20 protein-coding genes and 1 riboswitch are annotated in these 17,637 nt (G+C 48.6%); of the genes, 7 read left to right on the top strand and 13 right to left on the bottom strand.

The window, feature by feature from the left end:
- Positions 1–12 precede the first annotated feature (12 nt).
- Positions 13–171, top strand: coding sequence for a YqzM family protein (locus L6442_RS07350; RefSeq protein ID WP_194232588.1), 159 nt, complete (start codon positions 13–15; stop codon positions 169–171).
- 100 nt (positions 172–271) lie between these two features.
- On the opposite strand, the gene dnaI is transcribed toward L6442_RS07350, so the two are convergent.
- The 3 genes from dnaI to L6442_RS07335 form a co-directional block, all read right to left on the bottom strand.
- Positions 272–1,228 (bottom strand): primosomal protein DnaI, encoded by a 957-nt coding sequence (gene dnaI / locus L6442_RS07345; RefSeq protein WP_212977566.1) that lies wholly within the window; start codon positions 1,226–1,228, stop codon positions 272–274.
- Positions 1,229–1,406: 178 nt separating this feature from the next.
- On the bottom strand, positions 1,407–2,924 hold the full coding sequence (locus tag L6442_RS07340) for a replication initiation and membrane attachment family protein (RefSeq protein ID WP_194232590.1): 1,518 nt from the start codon (positions 2,922–2,924) through the stop codon (positions 1,407–1,409).
- 463 nt (positions 2,925–3,387) lie between these two features.
- The gene (locus L6442_RS07335) at positions 3,388–3,684 is read right to left on the bottom strand and encodes a YuiB family protein (RefSeq protein ID WP_194232591.1); all 297 of its coding nucleotides are present in this window, start codon (positions 3,682–3,684) and stop codon (positions 3,388–3,390) included.
- Between the two features lie 289 nt (positions 3,685–3,973).
- Between L6442_RS07335 and hemQ the strand changes: the two genes are divergently transcribed.
- Complete coding sequence (gene hemQ, locus L6442_RS07330; protein WP_212977565.1) at positions 3,974–4,723, top strand: hydrogen peroxide-dependent heme synthase; 750 nt, start codon at positions 3,974–3,976, stop codon at positions 4,721–4,723.
- A 233-nt stretch (positions 4,724–4,956) separates the two neighbouring features.
- On the opposite strand, the gene L6442_RS07325 is transcribed toward hemQ, so the two are convergent.
- Both L6442_RS07325 and L6442_RS07320 read right to left on the bottom strand, forming a co-directional pair.
- Complete coding sequence (locus L6442_RS07325) at positions 4,957–5,208, bottom strand: hypothetical protein (RefSeq protein ID WP_194232593.1); 252 nt, start codon at positions 5,206–5,208, stop codon at positions 4,957–4,959.
- A 1-nt stretch (position 5,209) separates the two neighbouring features.
- Positions 5,210–6,403, bottom strand: coding sequence for an NAD(P)/FAD-dependent oxidoreductase (locus tag L6442_RS07320; protein WP_212977688.1), 1,194 nt, complete (start codon positions 6,401–6,403; stop codon positions 5,210–5,212).
- Positions 6,404–6,860: 457 nt separating this feature from the next.
- Between L6442_RS07320 and L6442_RS07315 the strand changes: the two genes are divergently transcribed.
- Positions 6,861–7,862 (top strand): NAD(P)/FAD-dependent oxidoreductase, encoded by a 1,002-nt coding sequence (locus L6442_RS07315; protein ID WP_212977564.1) that lies wholly within the window; start codon positions 6,861–6,863, stop codon positions 7,860–7,862.
- Between the two features lie 258 nt (positions 7,863–8,120).
- Here the strand turns inward: L6442_RS07315 and sda are convergent, their stop codons facing one another.
- Together sda and L6442_RS07305 are read right to left on the bottom strand one after the other, a co-directional pair.
- Positions 8,121–8,264: a sporulation histidine kinase inhibitor Sda gene (gene sda / locus L6442_RS07310; RefSeq protein ID WP_194232595.1), complete on the bottom strand. Its 144-nt coding sequence runs from the start codon at positions 8,262–8,264 to the stop codon at positions 8,121–8,123.
- Between the two features lie 239 nt (positions 8,265–8,503).
- Positions 8,504–9,166 carry a YheC/YheD family protein gene (locus L6442_RS07305; protein WP_194232596.1) on the bottom strand — a complete coding sequence of 221 codons (663 nt, stop codon included), beginning with the start codon at positions 9,164–9,166 and terminating at the stop codon, positions 8,504–8,506.
- A 209-nt stretch (positions 9,167–9,375) separates the two neighbouring features.
- On the opposite strand from L6442_RS07305, the gene L6442_RS07300 reads away from it, so the two are divergent.
- Positions 9,376–9,588: a hypothetical protein gene (locus tag L6442_RS07300; RefSeq protein WP_212977563.1), complete on the top strand. Its 213-nt coding sequence runs from the start codon at positions 9,376–9,378 to the stop codon at positions 9,586–9,588.
- A gap of 95 nt (positions 9,589–9,683) precedes the next feature.
- Here the strand turns inward: L6442_RS07300 and L6442_RS07295 are convergent, their stop codons facing one another.
- Complete coding sequence (locus L6442_RS07295) at positions 9,684–10,043, bottom strand: HesB/IscA family protein (RefSeq protein WP_212977562.1); 360 nt, start codon at positions 10,041–10,043, stop codon at positions 9,684–9,686.
- Positions 10,044–10,467: 424 nt separating this feature from the next.
- Here L6442_RS07295 and mqnE point away from each other — a divergent pair, with 424 nt between their 5' ends.
- Positions 10,468–11,574, top strand: coding sequence for an aminofutalosine synthase MqnE (gene mqnE, locus L6442_RS07290; RefSeq protein ID WP_194232599.1), 1,107 nt, complete (start codon positions 10,468–10,470; stop codon positions 11,572–11,574).
- 165 nt (positions 11,575–11,739) lie between these two features.
- Positions 11,740–12,801 (top strand): NAD(P)/FAD-dependent oxidoreductase, encoded by a 1,062-nt coding sequence (locus tag L6442_RS07285; RefSeq protein WP_194232600.1) that lies wholly within the window; start codon positions 11,740–11,742, stop codon positions 12,799–12,801.
- Here the strand turns inward: L6442_RS07285 and L6442_RS07280 are convergent.
- The gene (locus tag L6442_RS07280) at positions 12,798–13,052 is read right to left on the bottom strand and encodes a YuzB family protein (RefSeq protein WP_194232601.1); all 255 of its coding nucleotides are present in this window, start codon (positions 13,050–13,052) and stop codon (positions 12,798–12,800) included. The genes L6442_RS07285 and L6442_RS07280 overlap by 4 nt on opposite strands.
- 165 nt (positions 13,053–13,217) lie before the next feature.
- On the opposite strand from L6442_RS07280, the gene L6442_RS07275 reads away from it, so the two are divergent.
- The gene (locus tag L6442_RS07275) at positions 13,218–13,463 is read left to right on the top strand and encodes a NifU family protein (protein ID WP_212977561.1); all 246 of its coding nucleotides are present in this window, start codon (positions 13,218–13,220) and stop codon (positions 13,461–13,463) included.
- A 91-nt stretch (positions 13,464–13,554) separates the two neighbouring features.
- Here the strand turns inward: L6442_RS07275 and L6442_RS07270 are convergent, their stop codons facing one another.
- From L6442_RS07270 to L6442_RS07255, 4 genes are all read right to left on the bottom strand, one after another.
- Entirely contained in the window at positions 13,555–14,337 is a 783-nt protein-coding gene (locus L6442_RS07270; protein WP_212977560.1) for an SDR family oxidoreductase, read from the bottom strand.
- 272 nt (positions 14,338–14,609) lie between these two features.
- Complete coding sequence (locus tag L6442_RS07265; protein WP_212977559.1) at positions 14,610–15,452, bottom strand: MetQ/NlpA family ABC transporter substrate-binding protein; 843 nt, start codon at positions 15,450–15,452, stop codon at positions 14,610–14,612.
- 148 nt (positions 15,453–15,600) lie between these two features.
- Positions 15,601–16,269: a methionine ABC transporter permease gene (locus L6442_RS07260; protein ID WP_212977558.1), complete on the bottom strand. Its 669-nt coding sequence runs from the start codon at positions 16,267–16,269 to the stop codon at positions 15,601–15,603.
- Positions 16,269–17,279, bottom strand: a complete 1,011-nt coding sequence (locus L6442_RS07255) for a methionine ABC transporter ATP-binding protein (RefSeq protein WP_194232606.1) — start codon at positions 17,277–17,279, stop codon at positions 16,269–16,271. Before L6442_RS07255 ends, L6442_RS07260 begins: the two co-directional genes overlap by 1 nt.
- A gap of 133 nt (positions 17,280–17,412) precedes the next feature.
- Positions 17,413–17,550, bottom strand: a riboswitch (SAM riboswitch).
- Positions 17,551–17,637 lie beyond the last annotated feature (87 nt).

The raw sequence follows: 17,637 nt of genomic DNA, 5'->3' as shown, positions 1-17,637 counted from the left end.
GGCATTGTATTCATGGATACAAATGTGCACATCAACGACCCGCGGGAACACGTAAATGAAGAGCCGCGACATGACTTGATGGATGTAGTGAATGGCTTTGGGGGAATGGCATTGCTTATGACTGTCATTTTTGCCGCTATGGTCATCATCAAGTTTATCATTTCCGGCTAAAAACGGCTCTCAAACGAGCTGACATGCAAAAAAGCCTGATCTTTCCGCCGTTTTGGCCGAAGGACAGGCTTTTTTTCTATGGTTCAAAGGCTAAGCGGGCTTAGGATTGCTTCCGTCTCTGATTTTCGCCATGCAGATGCACGACATCGACAAAAGGCAAAATCCGATCCATCAAACGCTGCCCCTTGTATATTTCTTCTCCGTCTTTGCTCGTGAAGCTGAGATGCTTCTCCAGCCCTTCCAGATCGTAGTTCGATGTGTAAAAGGTCGGTTTCCGGTTCATCCGGAAATTGAGGATGGCTCCAAGCACATGATCGCGTACCCACGGGCTTAAATTTTCCGCTCCGATATCATCAAAAATGAGCAGGTCGCAATTTTTCATCACTTCAATCGTATCTTTGAGCTTTTGGTTATCCTGCAGCATCGATTTCAAGTCTTCAACGAATTCAGGCATATACACGATGACGCCGGTATATCCGGCGATCGCCAGCTCATGCAGCAAATAGCTCATCAAAAAGGTTTTGCCCGTGCCGAAGGAACCGAACAGATACAAACCTTTCGTCGGCAAGCCCTGTTTTTTGACCTCGCTAATATAACGGAAAACCCGGGTCACCGCCGGAGCGCGCAGACGGTCTTTCCCCATGATTTCCACTTCATTGTAACCTTCCTGAAGCGCGCGTTCATCCACGTAAAAGCTGCGGATGCGTTTCTTGATTTGATCCTCGCGCTGTTTGGCGATTTGCAGGGGACACGGAGCCTTGCGTTCAACCAGCTCCAGCATTCCATTCAGCTCTGCCGGCTCCAGTTTGCTGTAATGCCCTTGAAAATCATTCGGACATTTCTCAAGTCCCGGACAATTCGCGCAATTGCGCTGGTCATTCACATATTGGTATAAACGCGGCAGGCTGGCGCGCAGCCGGTTTTCATCTATTTCCGGGTGTTCCGCGCGCAGTCCTTTAACAATCGGATCCTGGAGCAGTTCATCCGCAATCGCCCGCGATTTTTGCAAAAAAGACGGACCATTTACTTGCTTTAATACTTGACCTAATGATTCCAATGCGGTTCCTCCTTTCCTATAACAATATTGATATTGTCCTTGACATAGCAGCGTGATGGCCGCTGCGGTTACGGATCGTTCTTCCGATCGCTGCCGCTTCGTAAGAATCGATTCGGTCCCCTCCGCTACTTTCGCTTTCAATAAAACAACTAATTCTCGATATTTGGAGCCTTATATATTAAACTCCCTTTTTCTTGCTTGCCTGCATTTCGGCTGCCATCCGCAGCATTTCCTCGAATTCTTCTTCGCTGACTGTATCCGCCGACCCTTTTTCCTGTGCAATCGGGATTTCGGGTTTCATTCTCGCTGGCCTGCTGCCGTATGTACGGTTTCTTCCGCCTCCGGAAGCAGCCGCCTGCTTGCCTTTTACTTTGGATTGGTCGCGAATATACTGAACGGCTTTTTCATAGGTGTTAACCTGCTTTAACAGCATATTGGAGGCGATAGCCTCGACAAAATTACGGTTAATCCGCTGCTCATTGCCGCCCGATGTCAGCAGAGACATCAAGTAATGGATCAGCACGTTGATCACTTCGCCCGGCAGCTTGTAGCTGTGGTCGATTTTTTCAAAAATATCGAAAAAGTTATCCGGTACGGAACCCGGGAAAAATGTCTTAAGCAGCCTCGTATACGGTTCATTGCGCAGCATCATATTATACTGGTGGATATCGCACTTGGAGCGGAACTGGACAGGCACATCCACATAATATTCCATCTCGACCGCATGCTCGAGCGGAGCGGAATCGGCCTGTTCTTCATTTTGACGGAACGATACTACCTTGCCCGCATAAACGTCGCGCTGCTCCTGCCTGCGCTTGTCTTGGCGGAAATGCAGGTTCGCATTGCGCTCCAGCTCCTCCAGCACGACGCTGCCGTCCGGCGCAAACGCTCCATCCTCATCCAGCAGCCGGCACAAATCCTGCACGCTCAAATCATATTTGTGTACAACGTAGTTCATGATCCCCATCTGTTCATGGTTGAAGCGCAAGCTTTCGACATGGGCGCGGTTGGCGGAATTTTTCGGGAAACGAAGAATGATGTCGGCATAATTCAACGCATCCTCGCCCTCAGATCTGCGGACTCCCGGCTGTCTTGACGTAGATACCTCGGACAGCGCCTGCTCCAATTCATAGTCGATGACATGCGTGTTAAGCTCGAAAATATCGTAAAAGGCCAGCGATATATTTTCCCTATGGCTGGCGGCCGAACCCGAAAATTCCTCCGGCTCGCGCGACCACAGCTGCTCGCGAAGCGCAAGCACCGCAAATTTGCCGATTTTATCCCGCAATAGCAGCGTCAGATGCTGGGTATTAAAAAATTCCGCCGGGGACAACGGCTGCTGAAGTTCGTATTCATAGACGTAGTCCTCATGCTCAGGCATATATATGCGGCAAGTTTGAAGCAGACCTACGGCTTCGAGCAGCGAAGCCTGTTCAATCAGGAATCTGCGCCCCTTTTCGCTGGGCTCGAGGCCGAGCGTCAAGAAAAGCCCCCGCTGCTGCTCAAGCGGCGAATATCCCAATTTTTCTATAGGAATCTGCTGAAACAGCAGATGGTATAAACTGATGGCAAAAGCTCCGACCATGGGCTGATAAACCGAACTGAGCATTCTGCTGTCCAGGCTGCTTAAGCAAAAATCGCGATATACGCAGTACCTGTGGTTTTCTGTAAAATGCAGCAGGCTCTTCATATGCATATTTTTGGTTCCTCCCATCGCTAGACTTTCTCTATTCTATCATAAAAGGAATACTTTCTCCGATATTTTCGGGCGATTATTTCGTCCCCAAATGAATCCAATCCCTACTGCTTATAAAGGCCCAAGCTTCACCGTAAAATAACCCCACAAAGAGTATCGGAAAGAATTCCGACGACTCTCGAAGAGGGGCGCTTTTGCGGAGCAAAAGTACGGAGTGACGTGTAGCCTTTGAAGCTTATTCCGATTACTTTGCGGGGACCCCGGAAATTCAACCCCACAAAGAGTATCAGAAAGAATTCCGACGACTCTCGAAGAGAGGGCGCTTTTGCGGAGCAAAAGTACTGAGTGACGCGTAACCTTTGAACCTTATTCCGATTACTTTGCGGGGACCCCGGAAGTTTATACTTTCTGATATGTGAAGCAAAACAGCCCTCCTTTCGGAGAGCTGTAGATTGACGTTTGTTTAGAACATCTTGAAGCCGCCTTTGCGCAGCTTTTGGATCGACCAGCCGCTGATGAATGCGCCGGCAAGACCGGCAAGACCCGTCAAATAATCCACGAGGCGGAAGGAACCGAGATGGTTGAGAAAAGAAACTTGCCCGCGATCCCATAGCGAATAAACCACAAGCGGTAAAATCACGACAACAAATAAATAGCAAGGAAACCATGTCGTTTTCATCAACATATTTAAGATGAAACCGATTCCGAACATCATCACAAAAAATAAAACCATTAACACAAATACAGGGATAAACTGCATGTCAGCACCTCTTCTTCACTTTAACCCGATCATTCGGGCGCGATCAAAAAAATAGTGAATCCGATTTGCCTGGAAAATACCCGTCATTAGCTATTTCAGGCAAATTGAACGGTCTATTATTTTTTTGATTGCGTCCAATAGCAGTTCTTTAGTCAGTTTACTAGAAAATTTGTCACGAATCAACGAACAATAATTGAATAGATTGTGACTTCATTTGCTCTTTCGCCTGCGGTTGGGATACAATGTAAAGAAGGTCTGTATAGCAATTAAACTTGGGAGTGATCGATATATGAATGAAGCAGCATCCACTTTAGAAGGCTGGTACGCTCTCCATGATTTTCGTTCCATCAATTGGACAGCCTGGAAATCCGCAGACGACGAAGAACGGGCCATGGCGCTTGACGAACTGCAGGAATTTCTGACAGAATGGTCCGAAATCGAATCGGCCAAACAGGGCAGCACCGCAATTTACACCATTGTGGGGCAAAAAGCCGACTTTGTCCTCATGCATCTGCGCGAAACGCTTGAAGAACTTAACGCGGTGGAAACTGCATTTAATAAAACGCTGTTCGCACGCTTCACGACCAAATCATACTCCTATGTGAGCGTTGTGGAACTCAGCAACTATTTGGCAGGTTCGGACGGCGGCGACCCGATGCAAAATCCGCAGGTGATCGCAAGGTTGAAACCGATTCTTCCAAAAACGAAATATATTTGCTTCTATCCGATGAACAAGAAACGCGAACTCAGCGACAACTGGTATATGCTCGACATGGAAGAACGCCGCAACCTGATGCGCAGCCATGGTTTGATCGGCCGCTCCTACGCAGGCAAGGTTAAACAGATCATCACCGGTTCCGTCGGCTTCGACGATTGGGAATGGGGAGTGACGCTGTTCTCCGACGATGCGCTTCAGTTCAAGAAGCTTGTCTATGAAATGCGCTTTGACGAAGTCAGCGCAAGATACGGCGAATTCGGAAGCTTCTATGTCGGAACACTGCTGACATCGGAGTCCTTCGATGAAATGCTAAAGGTTTAATTAAGAATCTGCATGGTCATTAAAATAACTCCACAAAGAGTATCGGAAAGAAGTAAGGGCGCCTCTCAAAGAGGGGCGCTTTTGCGGAGCAAAAGTACTGAGTGAAGCCTACGCTTCGATGCTTATTCCAAATACTTTGCGGGGTCCCCCAAAAAAACTTATAAATTCTATACTGCCAAAAAAAAGCTTGCCTTCCCATCGGAAGGCAAGCTTTTCGCTTGAACCGGAATATTTTATTCCTCATCGCGGCTTTGGTTTTTCAGCGATTCCAGAAACTCCGCTGTCGCCCTATCGCGGTCGCGGCTTTTCTCCTTTAATCTTTCAATGGCGGGCAGAATCAGAATATCGATTTCCTTCTGCACTGTATACGCCAGATCATAGCGGTTCTGGTCCTCCAGATAACCGCCAACCTCCATCAACGCATTATATCGGTCCAGCTCATCCCTCGTCAAAAGTGAGCGCACCTGTACGCTGCAGTGCCGCATCTTACAGGAATTTCCCTTTCCGCAGCACAAGCGGAATGCCGCCGATCGTAAAGAGGTAACGGATATCAACCAGCTTTTTCAGCTGCGCGGCCTTCCAGCCTTTGATATGTTTATCCCCAACTACGGCGATGCCTTCTCCTCTTCCTAAGGAAGCGACGGTGCCCTTGTTGTTAAACACGAATTTGCGCGGCTGCTGGTTGCGAATAGCGGCCACAATGTTATGGGCGCAGCATACGCCCTGCTGCATGGCGATTTGGGCGGTCGGCGGATAAGGCCGGCCTTCCGGATTAAAGACGAGGGCATTATCGCCGATAATATATATGTTGTCATGTCCCGGCGCGTGCAAATATTCATCCACTTTCACCCGGCCGCGGGCCGTCTCGAAGCCTGCCGCTTCGATCATGCGGTTGCCGCGGATGCCGCCAGTCCACACGACCGTGGCCGCCTTGATTTCTTCGCCGGTGGCAAGCAGAACGCCTTCCGGGGTGCATTCCTGAATGGCCACGCCCAGTTTGAAGGTGACGCCTTTTCTTTGCAGCACGTCGATGGCATACTCTACAAGCTCTGGCGCAAAGCCCGGCAGCGCAGTCGGCGATGCCTCCACATTGTAAATGTTGACCAGGCCCGGATCCACATCATACTCTTTGCATAATTCCGGTATACGGTCCGCAAGCTCCGCCACGAATTCGATGCCGCTGAATCCGGCACCACCAACGACAAAATTCAGGCGCTCCTGAGGATGTCTTTCATTTTTATACAGAGCAAATTGATATTCAATATGTTTACGGATCAGGCGAACCGAATTGATGCTGCGAATCGTCATCGCATAATCGGCCAGCCCCGGAATGCCGAAGCTTTCGGGTTCGCCGCCCAGAGAGATTACCAGATAATCGTAGGAAAGAGTTCCATCTTCCAGAATTACTTTCTTTTCATGCGGGCGGATTTCCTGAACGGAGGATTTCACCAAATCGATTTTGAATTCGTCGATCAGCTTCGAAATGGGCACACGTGTATTTTCAACGCTGTCCGTACCTGCGGCAGGCATATGCAAATGGGTCGTAATATAATGGTAATCATGTCGGTTAACGAGCGTAACGTCGGCTTCATTGTAGTTTAATTGCTTTTGGAGTCGCTGTGCTGTCAGAATACCTGCGTATCCCGCGCCAAGGATTACGATCTTGGGAATGTTGCTCATCATCTTGCTCCTTCCAAATCCTACTTTATATATTTATATATTTTGTGATACATTACAAAACTCATTGTGAAATTATACACTTTTATAATCAGGATTTTTGAGATCTTAAGCATTTTATGAAACAGGAATCGCATCTATTCTGGCATCAGTGGAAAATTTTATCAGCGGTCAATTATAAAAGTTGAAATTCAATGGCGAAATTGTCTGAAATTCGACAAAAAGATGGTAATGCACAATTGAAATGATATCGACTTTCAGGCAAAAGATCAAGTCTTATTTGGCCTGGTTTGATCCGTCCAAAGCCGCGTTTTATGGGCTGTTTCGAGTCCGCTTCCGCCGCTTTCTACCTGCTTATATTTTGGTGCGGCATTGCCGCAAACCTTTCAGCCAAAGCCGGGATATATTATAATAAGAAAGGTTCTCACTACTAAAATCAAACCGGAGGTGCATATAAACGATGACATCACATACAGAAGATGTTGAAATATCCGACCTAATAATTATCGGTGGAGGTCCCGCAGGGATGTTTGCCTCATTTTATTGCGGCATGCGCCAGGCGTCCGTGACGCTGATCGAAAGCATGCCCCAGCTTGGAGGCCAGCTTACGGCCCTTTACCCTGAAAAATATATTTATGATGTAGCCGGTTTCCCCAAAGTAACGGCCCAGGAGCTTGTGGACAACCTGTCTAAGCAAATGGATTTATTTAAGCCCAATGTCCGCCTGGAAGAAAAGGTTACTTCCCTGGAGAAGCTGGATGAGCGTCATTTTCTTATAAAGACAGATAAAAGCGAATATCACGCAAAGGCTGTCATCATTACAGCCGGTGTCGGCGCATTCCAGCCGCGGCGTCTTGAAGTCGAAGGCGCGGAGAAATTCGAAAAAGCCAACCTGCATTACTTCGTTAATGATTTGAATCGTTTCAAAGGCAAGAAAGTATTGATTACCGGCGGCGGGGATTCGGCGGTCGACTGGGCACTGATGCTTGAGCCCATCGCCGAACAAGTGACACTTGTTCATCGCCGCGATAAATTCCGCGCCCATGAGCACAGCGTAGAAAATCTGCTGAACTCCAAAGTCCATGTCGTTACCCCAACCGAGATCACGGGTCTGCATGGCGAAGATACAATCGCCAAAGTGACGCTTTCTCATGTGAAGACCAAGGAAACGCAAGAGGTCGAAGTCGATGACGTTATCGTCAATTTCGGTTTCGTTTCTTCCCTTGGTCCCATTGCCGAATGGGGAATCAACATCGAATCCAATTCCATTGTAGTGGACTCGAGAATGGAAACGAACATCCCGGGAATTTTTGCCGCAGGCGACATTACAACTTATCCGGGCAAGCTGAAGCTGATTGCCGTCGGATTCGGCGAAGCGCCAACCGCCGTCAATAACGCCAAAGTATATATTGATCCGGAAGCAAAGCTCTCTCCGGGTCACAGCAGCAATTTGAAGCTATAAACTTCCATAAAGACGCGATCAAGAAAAGAATAGACCACATTTTATTGATAGCGCCTATATAAAGTTATTCATCTATCGAAGCACAAAAAAGGGTATCCTTGTTGAGGCTGCAAATGCTCGCAGTCTATAAGGGTACCCTGAATTTTATAAAACCGGCTTTATGTATCTCGATAATAGATTCGCACCTCCTAAACGCCGTCACATGTAAAAGTAGTCCTGCATAAGGAAATAACGATGGATGTGCGTCGGATTCTTTTTTCAATGAACGACGCCCGGCTGATCAGCCTCAAGATTCCGTTTATGAATCTCGGCAAGAAGCAGCGTAATAAACTCCCTGTCAAGCATCAGTTCAACGGCCGCATGATAAGAATCTAGAAGCATTTCATCCGTCAAGATAGCCATCCCTTTCACATCCTTTCCTTTATTTTCCTCAAAACTATCATATCAAACATTTTTAATCGGAACAAGCGTTCGCAATATCCACAGGTCGTTGTGGAAATCCTGTGTATAATTTGTTAACAAGTGTCGTAATATCAATAAAAATGCAGTGGATTTTGGGGATAAAACTTATACACAGGAAGTCATTTTATGAACAACTCAAAAATTTTTTGCTAGTCTATCATTATTGATTTTGTTCAAACTCACTGCGGTCTGGTATTGACTTCGAAAATCCATATTTTCCCCGATTGATCCAACCCGTAATCGAAACCAAGTTGTCCGATGCCTGGAAAATGCCGTTCGAGTATACTGGTGCATCTGCGTGTAAGATTGCGCATTTCTCTTCTTTTTTCCGTCGAGGAGATATGCGGGAGCGATCTTCTCAGCCCTTCTCTGCAGCTCAGCATATTTCCGCCCTTGCACAGATTGGTGACGAACAATCCCGGTCTGGCCAATCGGCCTACCATAGCCCTGTATTCCCATTTGGCTCCGTTCTTGACGTATTTTACGCGGTAATCGATCGGACGGCCTTGAATACGCGCCAGATGAATCCCTTGCTGAATCAAGTATTTCCGATTGACTTTGACACGCATCAGGCTGCTGTACATCGCTTGAAAAGAATTATAATGACTCGTTTTCGAGGAATAAGTAATACTGTAACGCGAGCCGGATCGGGCTACCTTGATAACGCCGTAACCGCCGCCGCCTACAATCGGTTTGACGACAACAAATCCGTGGGCTCCCAGCATCACCTGCAAGTTTTCTCTAGTTAAGGTTCTGGTTTGCGGAATATAAGGGGCCACTTCAGGGTCTGTCAGCAGCGCTTCGGTTTTAAGCCACTTGCTTGCCAACTGTCTTCCCCCCACTTGTACCGCCTCCTTTCTTACTCGTATCCTTTAGCATACTCGCAAAGAGGAATTCTCTCTTGTATGTTTGTACATAAACAGAAAAACAGCGGCTAAATCGGGACAATGCGGAGTAAACCGGCAAAATATCGGCATAATAGTTCTATTGGCGTCTATGACTTAATTCGATATAATGGGATTTGAATGTGACATAGGGAGGAAACTTGGCCGTGGCTGAATTGTTCAGAGTATTGTATTGGATCGCAATGGTCGGCACGTCAATCGTGCTCGTCGCCGTAACCCTCGGCATTTTTGCCATCGGGTTCAAATTCATCAAGGATCAACGCAAAGGGCTGGGAACAGGCTGCATCGTATTTTCCATCATCGCTGGCGCCATGATCGTATTCATGGTCAATCATACCTTTATTGTACCGGCAACCTGAGAAATAACGCATATACAAAAAGGCTCATACCAAACTTCGGGCCGAAGTCGGTGTGAGCCTTTTTACAGACATCATCATTCAGTTGTGATTTGCGATCAGCATTCTTCCGGCGCAGGTTTGCCTGCTTGGGTAGCTGTGCGGAAGGAAGCGCCGCAGCCGCAGGTCGCCGTAGCGTTCGGATTATGCATCGTAAAACCGCCGCTCATCCCCGCATCCTCGTAATCGATCTCCAGACCGTTGATCAGAGGCAGGCTCTGCTTATCCACAACGACCTTCAGATCCTGCACATTCATATATACGTCGTTTTCCGACTCTTCGTCATCAAAGCCCATGGCATAGGAAAAACCGCTGCAGCCGCCTTCCTGTACGCCCAGACGAAGGAACATGTTCGGAATCTCTTGTTCGGCCAACATGTCTTTAAGCTTATCTAAAGCGGAATCGCTAATATTAATCATACGTCACCCTCCTTACGGTACTTAAGCACAGTATACTCCACAAATTCCAACCTCTCAAGTAACGGCCGCCTTTCATGCCAGGAAATACCGACCTTTTTTTTCCTCCCTACCATATTGCGGAGCCTGGATGTGAGGTTTATAATAGGGTGGGCGACAAGGGAAAGGCAATTGTCGGATTTTTGTCACCCGCAGGACAATGGACTGCCATAATTTTTTGTAATTTTTTTCACAAAAACCATCTTGCAGAATGTACTTGAATATGCAGATCCACCGCCAAATTAAACCGGCCTTTGCTCCATCGGAGCGCATTAGCAAGCCGTTATTCTTGACTTGATTCAATGAAGCCGGACACCTTCCGACGAGCGGATTTTTTTGTGTTTTCTACCCGAAGCCGCATCCCATCAAATGTACAGGAGGAATGGAAATGTCCATGATCATCACACCAAGCTCCAGCAAAAGAATGGAGGAAATCGCCGAGAAAGTACGCCACGGGGAACGCCTTAACCTCGAAGATGGTGTATTTCTTTATGAAACGGAAGATTTGCTGACTCTGGGCCAGCTGGCTAATGAAGCGAACTTGCGCAAAAACGGAAAAAAGGTCTATTTTATTGAAAATATGAGCCTTTATTTCACCAACGTCTGCGAAGCCAGATGCGCGTTTTGCAATTTCCGGAAAGATCTGGGCGACGAAGGCGCCTACACGCTGACGGGTCAGGAAATGATTGAATACGTTGAACAGCATATCCATCCGGGCGTACGCGAATTCCATATTGTCGGAGGCCATAACAATCACATGCCTTTTCAATATTATGTGGATTCTTTGCAGGCGCTCACGGATCGTTTCCCTGATGTAACACTGAAGGCTTATACTGCGGCGGAAATCGAATTTTTCACCCGCATCAGCGGGCTGAGCATCGAAGAAGTGCTTAAAGAGCTGCAAAAAGCCGGGCTGAAGTCGCTGACAGGCGGCGGAGCCGAAATTCTATCCGATCAATACCGCCAAAAAATGAAAGTCGAAAAAGCAAACGTCGAGCAATATCTCGAAGTCCACAGAACCGCGCATAATCTTGGCATGAAGACCCATACGACGATGCTTTACGGTTCCATCGAATCGCATGAGGACCGGATCAACCATATGCTGCAAATCCGTGAGCTTCAGGACGAGACGAACGGGTTCTTGGTATTCATCCCGCTGTCCATGCAGCCAAGAAACAAAAATGCGGGCATCATGCGCCGCAACTCTGCGTATGAGGATTTGAAAACCATCGCGATCAGCCGATTGATGCTTGATAACATCAACCATATTAAAGCCTATTTTATCAATATCGGTCCGCAATTGACCCAGGTATCCCTTACCTTCGGGGCTTCAGACGTTCACGGCACGATCCTCAAGGAACGGATCAGCCATGCTGCCGGCGCCCTCACGCCTGAAGGCTTGACGCGCAATGAATTGATTTGGCTGATTAAAGGCGCAGGACGCATTCCGGTTGAACGGGATACTTTTTACAATGAAATCAAAATATATGAGTAGGAAGAATCAATTTCATAATAGCTCCCGGCGACATTAGGAAATTGAGCAGGAAAAATCCATCTCATTAGAGCAACCAGCGACATTAGGAAATTGATTAGGATTAATCAATTTCCTAATCGCTGCCAAAAGTCTTTAACGCGATGCAAAGAAAGGATAGACGGACGGATGCGAAAATTTGTCATTTTAGGCGGAGGTTATGGCGGTCTCGCCATGATTCAAGGTCTGACCAATAGCCACCTGCCCCCTGATATCGAGCTGGTATTGGTGGACCGCATGCCCTTTCAGGGCATCAAAACGGAATACTACGCGCTTGCCGCAGGCACTGCTTCGGATTTTGATTTGCGGATTCAGTTTCCAAACCATGGGCAGCTGACCAAGAGATACGGCGAGGTCACTTCCATCGATCTGGAAAACAAACTGGTTCACATGGATCAGGACGAGCCGATCGAATATGATTATCTTGTCATTGCGCTTGGCTGCACGGACCGCTACCACGGTATTCCGGGTGCCGAGCAGTACACGAACAGCATTCAGACTTTTTCCAGTACCAGACAGACATACCAACGGTTAAATGATATCAAACCTTATGGACGAATCCATATTATCGGCGGGGGCCTAAGCGGCGTTGAAACGGCTGCCGAGGTGCGCGAAAGCCGCCCAGACCTGAACATTACCATCCTGGACCGGGGCAGCCGGGTGCTATCGGCATTTCCATCCACGGTATCCGCTTATGTTGAGCAGTGGTTCCGGGATCATGACGTCCTAACCCGCTCGCATATCTCCGTTTCCCGAGTCGAAGAAGGGACGGTCTACAATGGGGATGAGGCGATTTATACGGACGCCACCGTCTGGACCGGCGGAATTCAGCCGGTAAAAGTCGTTCAGGACCTGAATGTGCCCAAAGATCCGGGAGGACGGGTTGTGATTAATGAGTATTCCCAAATTCCCGATTATCCGGAAGTCTACGTGATTGGAGATTGCGCAAGCATTCCTTTCGCACCCAGCGCGCAAGCTGCAGGCGCTCAGGCCGAGCAGGTTGCTGAGGTCATTCATGCTCTCTGGCGAGGGGAAACGCCCAAACTTCATAAAATCCGCCTGAAAGGCACGCTCGGTTCGCTCGGCAGCAAAGCCGGCTTTGGATTGATGGGGAAAACTTCCGTAAAAGGAAGAGTACCCCGTCTCCTGAAGAGCGGGGTACTCTGGTTGTCCAGACGCCATTTCGGCTAATCCAGCTCGAGGCTGTCCCAAGCCTCGAGTTCTTTTATTTTGGCCATAATGGCTTCATACAGGCCATCCGCGGTGTCTGCGTCGATGATTTCGCCGTTTACCATGGCGAACGGCATCATGGCGCATTGGCCGCAATTGCTTAGACAGCCGTATTCTATAACATCATAATCCGGGTTCTCCTCCAGATTGTCCATAACTTCATCGGTTCCGAAATGCATATTGTTCGTGCAGAATTCGATGATGGGTCTCATGTGTAATCACCTGCTCCACTTAAAAAATCATTGAAATAAAGACTACTCCTAGTTTAGCCTTGGAAGATCATAATATCAACGCCTTATCCGTACAACCAGATCTGGCCATTTTATTTTATCTTCATTTATAATATAATAATCATTATAGGAAAGGAGTTGAAAATCATGAGCGAAAACGCTGAAAGCACCATGTATGATGAGGTAGCGGAAGTACTCGATAAACTTCGTCCGTTCCTTCAACGCGATGGCGGTGACGTGGAACTGGTTGACGTAGAAGACGGCATCGTCAAATTGAAATTGATGGGTGCATGCGGCAGCTGCCCAAGCTCCACGATTACTCTCAAAGCCGGGATTGAACGCGCCCTCGTCGAAGAGGTTGATGGCATCAACGATGTTATTCAAGTATTCTAATCCCATCCCATAACTTGCAAGCGCAAGAGTCCTGCACTCATTAGAAGAGCAGGACTCTTTTTTGCGTATATGCAGTCCGAGTATCGCCAGGTCACTTCGGTCCGGCCGGTTCAATCCAAGGCCGGATCGGGTCCAGCCCTCCGGATACATCCATAATATTCCCGGTAATGAAATCCGATTTGTCATGGCATAAATAACGAATGACCCGAGCGATGTCCTCGCCGCTCCCAGGCCGGCCGCGGGGTGTCTCCCCATCTTCCAGGCCAGCGACCTCCGCGATGGCCTTCTCCTTGTTGCTGCCGCGGATATCCCCCGGACAAACCATGTTCACGGTAATCCCAAAAGGAGCCTCTTCCACCGCCAGCGTCTTCGTGAACGAAACAAGCCCGGTTTTGGCAGCGGCGTACACCGCGCGATGCGGCCAAGCTCTTGCCTCAGCGGCATGGCCATACCCGAAATGAATGATGCGTCCCCATTTCTTGTGGCGCATGGCCGGCAGTACGAGATGATCCAGCAGCATCGTGCCAACCAGATTTCCCTGAATCAGCGACAAAATCTCTTCTTGGGTATATTCCAAAAAAAGTCTACGTTCGCGGATAAAAGGACCCGCATTGTTCACTACAATGTCCGCGCTTCCAAGCCGCGACTCCACCTGACGCACCAGTTCTTCAATCTGTACGCTGTCGGAAATATCCGCCTGAACGGCAATGCAGCGTACGCCAAGCTCTTTGATCTCCTGCTGCAGTTCTTCCGCTTCCTCACGGCTGTGAACATAATTAAGCGCAATATCGCAGCCGGCTTCGGCAAGCGTAAGCGCCGTCATTTTTCCAAGCCCTTTCGCACTCCCAGTGATCAAGGCAATTCTATCCTTCACAATGCTCCCCCTCTCTCGCCCGAATGCATCAATGACCATCGCTTCAGCGGATCATTTCATACAAAAGAAGATCACGGTCGCCTATCGATAATCCCGCCAATGTCAATTATGTATCTCCATGGTTCTAGTATAAAAGATTTAGCGAAGTCCCACAACTTGCAGCACGATCCCATGACAACGCATCTACAACCTGCTTGAAAAGCCAAAAATCCGCACAGGCAGCATCGCCTGTGCGGATCGCGATTATAGCTATATAATGTTGTGAGTGCCGCTTAGAAAGCAGGAATTACGGCGCCTTTGTACTGATCTTCAAGAAATTTCTTCACATCGTCGGAAGTCAGGGCCGCAGCCAGCTTTTTGATGGCGTCGGAATCTTTGTTATCCGGACGGGCAACAAGAATGTTGGCATATGGGTTATCCTTATCTTCCATGAACAATGCATCCTTCAGCGGGTCAATTCCTGCATCCAGGGCATAGTTCGTGTTGATGACAGCGAGATCGAATTCTGCCAGTTGGCGCGGCAGCATAGCGGCATCCGATTCTTTGATCTTAATATTTTTCGGATTTTCCACGATGTCTTTTACTGTAGCCTGGATCATATTGGCTTCTTTCAGCTTGATCAGACCGTTTTTCTCCAGCAGGCTCAGCGCGCGGCCGCCGTTGGTTTTGTCGTTCGGAATGCCGACCACGGCGCCGTCCGGAATTTCATTCACGGATTTATGCTTTTTGGAATAGGCTCCGAGCGGCTCGACGTGCACGGCTACCACAGGTACCAGGTCCATTTTGCGTGTGCTGTTTTCATCGTCAAGGTAAGGCTTATGTTGGAAGAAATTCGCGTCAAGTTGTTTCTGGAACGTTTGAACATTCGGTTGCACGTAATCGGAAAATTCCTTAATTTCGAGCTTAACGCCTTCTTTTTCAAGCGCAGGTTGAATATGCTTCAAAATTTCCGCATGCGGTACGGCGGTAGCTCCAACCGTCAACGTAACGGGTTTCGCCTCGGTCCCCTTGTCTCCGCCTCCTGCCGCCGGTTTTTCATCGGCACTTTTGCTGCCGCAAGCGGCAAGCGCCACGACCAAAATCAAGCTGAGAATTGCAAACAATCCTTTTTTCATCTTAAATCCCCCTTAAGTTCATCAGTTTAATAAGATTTATTTATGAAAAACTTCGCGCATGACTATTTTCTGTAGGGAAAATCATGCCTGAGCGAAGCTTTCCTATGAACATCCGAAATCCCGGATGGCATTGCCTTTCATCATGCGATCACTTGCGCGTAAAATGCTTGACGAACCGGTCGCCCGCCATCTGCAGCACCTGCACCAGAATGATCATAAACAATACGGAAATAATCATGACTTCCTTCTGATAACGGTAATATCCATAGCGGATCGCCAAATCCCCCAGGCCGCCCCCGCCGACCATGCCGGACATCGCGGTGTAGGAAACCAGCGTCACGACCGTAATCGTAATGCCTGCAAGCAGGCCCGGTCTTGCCTCAGGCAGCAGCACCTTCATGATGACCTGCCAGGTTGAAGCGCCCATGGATTGCGCGGCTTCCAGAACGCCCCGGTCCACCTCGCGCAGCGAAGTTTCCACCAGTCTGGCGAAAAACGGCGCGGCCCCGATGACCAGCGGCGGGATCGTTCCGAGTACCCCGTAGGAAACCCCGACGATCGACACCGTGAGTGGAATGAGCGCCACGATCAGGATAATGAACGGCACGGATCTCAGAATATTCACGATCACCGATAATACGGTATATACCACGCGCACCCATCCGGTTGAAGACCGTGAAGTCTGGTACAACAGCACGCCCAGCGGCAACCCGAGGATGAATGTGAAAATGGCCGAAGCGCCAAGCATTTTCAAGGTATCGACGCTCGCCGTACCGATTTCATTCCAATCCAGCTGCGAAAAATCAAATCCCCACATCAGTCCCACACCTCCACGTCCAAACCTTCGGCTGCAACCTGGCGAATGGTTTGCTCAATCTGGCCGGGATCCCCTTCCAGGCGGACGATCAGTTGGCCGTAAGGGATGTCTTTGATCTTGGAGATGGTCCCCTGCAATATGGCGAAGTCTACGCCGGTTTGTCTGGCCGTTCTGGACAAAATCGAGTCATACGTCTTAGCGCCCAAGAAGGTCAGCTTGCAAAGACGGGATGAAGCGTCATGCGGTGCTTGCAGCGCAAGCTGTGCCGACTCCCCTGCTTCGCCAAGGATGAACTCCCTGGTCACGGGATGCTGCGGCTTCAAAAACACTTCCGTCACCGCCCCCTCTTCGACGATTCCCCCCTGGTGAATGACCGCCACCCGGTCGCAGATGCTCTGGATGACATGCATTTCATGCGTTATAAGGACGATGGTCAAATGGAACTTTTGATTGATGTCGAGGAGCAGCTTCAGAATCGAATCCGTCGTCTGCGGATCCAAAGCAGAAGTCGCCTCATCGCATAAAAGCACCTGCGGGTCGCTGGCCAATGCGCGGGCAATGCCGACACGCTGCTTCTGTCCACCGGACAGCTGCGCCGGGTACTTGTCGCGGTGTGCCTCAAGCCCAACCAGCTGCAGCAGTTCATTCACTTTCGCGGCAATCTTTTCTTTCTGGACATGGGCCAACTGCAGAGGGAATGCAATATTATCGTAAACGGTCGCCGAGCTCAACAGGTTAAAATGCTGAAAAATCATGCCGATGGATCTGCGTTTATTTTGAAGCTGCTGTTTGTTCAGTTTCGTCAGATCCACTCCATCCACCCAAACTTCTCCCGAAGTCGGCCGCTCCAGCAAGTTCATGCAGCGGATCAGCGTACTTTTGCCAGCGCCGGAATGTCCGATCACGCCGAAAATCTCACCTTTTCGAATCGACAAATTCAGGCCGGATAAAGCTTCTGTCGTTTTAGCTCCTTTACCGTATTTCTTTGTTACCTGTTTCAATTCAATCAAACCGAAGCTCTCCTTTCTTGATTCTTTACGCTATGGCTTCTATTATATCTTTCTTTCCGTCCGGAAATAGACAAAATAAAAGAGCCCTCTTGACAAAATTCAAAAGGGCTCTTCTTATGTGAAGTCGCTTCCTTTCTCATCTGCCAATCTGCAGTCTTTGCCTGCAGTTGTAGGAATTAGCACCATGTCATTTCAGAACTCGGGTTATTGCCGCTCCGAAATCGGTTGCCGGGCTTCATCGGGCCTGTCCCTCCGCCTCTCTCGATAAGAAAAAATGTATGCAATTAATTGTTATATTTTCATGTGATTCAGTATAATCACTTTTGCCCGACTTGTCAAAAGGAAAATTGTTGAACAG

The organism is Paenibacillus azoreducens (assembly GCF_021654775.1).
Lineage (GTDB): Bacteria > Bacillota > Bacilli > Paenibacillales > Paenibacillaceae > Paenibacillus_AQ > Paenibacillus_AQ azoreducens.
The sequence above is the reverse complement of the archived record's forward strand: the minus strand, read 5'-3'. Positions and strand labels throughout refer to the sequence as shown.

Bases quoted from the DNA above. Each gene is read 5' to 3' on its own strand.
- L6442_RS07350 (WP_194232588.1), top strand. From the start codon at position 13: ATGGATACAAATGTGCACATCAACGACCCGCGGGAACACGTAAATGAA.
- L6442_RS07340 (WP_194232590.1), bottom strand. From the start codon at position 2,924: ATGCATATGAAGAGCCTGCTGCATTTTACAGAAAACCACAGGTACTGC.
- L6442_RS07335 (WP_194232591.1), bottom strand. From the start codon at position 3,684: ATGCAGTTTATCCCTGTATTTGTGTTAATGGTTTTATTTTTTGTGATG.
- hemQ (WP_212977565.1), top strand. From the start codon at position 3,974: ATGAATGAAGCAGCATCCACTTTAGAAGGCTGGTACGCTCTCCATGAT.
- L6442_RS07325 (WP_194232593.1), bottom strand. From the start codon at position 5,208: ATGCGGCACTGCAGCGTACAGGTGCGCTCACTTTTGACGAGGGATGAG.
- L6442_RS07320 (WP_212977688.1), bottom strand. From the start codon at position 6,403: ATGAGCAACATTCCCAAGATCGTAATCCTTGGCGCGGGATACGCAGGT.
- L6442_RS07315 (WP_212977564.1), top strand. From the start codon at position 6,861: ATGACATCACATACAGAAGATGTTGAAATATCCGACCTAATAATTATC.
- sda (WP_194232595.1), bottom strand. From the start codon at position 8,264: ATGGCTATCTTGACGGATGAAATGCTTCTAGATTCTTATCATGCGGCC.
- L6442_RS07295 (WP_212977562.1), bottom strand. From the start codon at position 10,043: ATGATTAATATTAGCGATTCCGCTTTAGATAAGCTTAAAGACATGTTG.
- mqnE (WP_194232599.1), top strand. From the start codon at position 10,468: ATGTCCATGATCATCACACCAAGCTCCAGCAAAAGAATGGAGGAAATC.
- L6442_RS07285 (WP_194232600.1), top strand. From the start codon at position 11,740: ATGCGAAAATTTGTCATTTTAGGCGGAGGTTATGGCGGTCTCGCCATG.
- L6442_RS07280 (WP_194232601.1), bottom strand. From the start codon at position 13,052: ATGAGACCCATCATCGAATTCTGCACGAACAATATGCATTTCGGAACC.
- L6442_RS07275 (WP_212977561.1), top strand. From the start codon at position 13,218: ATGAGCGAAAACGCTGAAAGCACCATGTATGATGAGGTAGCGGAAGTA.
- L6442_RS07265 (WP_212977559.1), bottom strand. From the start codon at position 15,452: ATGAAAAAAGGATTGTTTGCAATTCTCAGCTTGATTTTGGTCGTGGCG.
- L6442_RS07260 (WP_212977558.1), bottom strand. From the start codon at position 16,269: ATGTGGGGATTTGATTTTTCGCAGCTGGATTGGAATGAAATCGGTACG.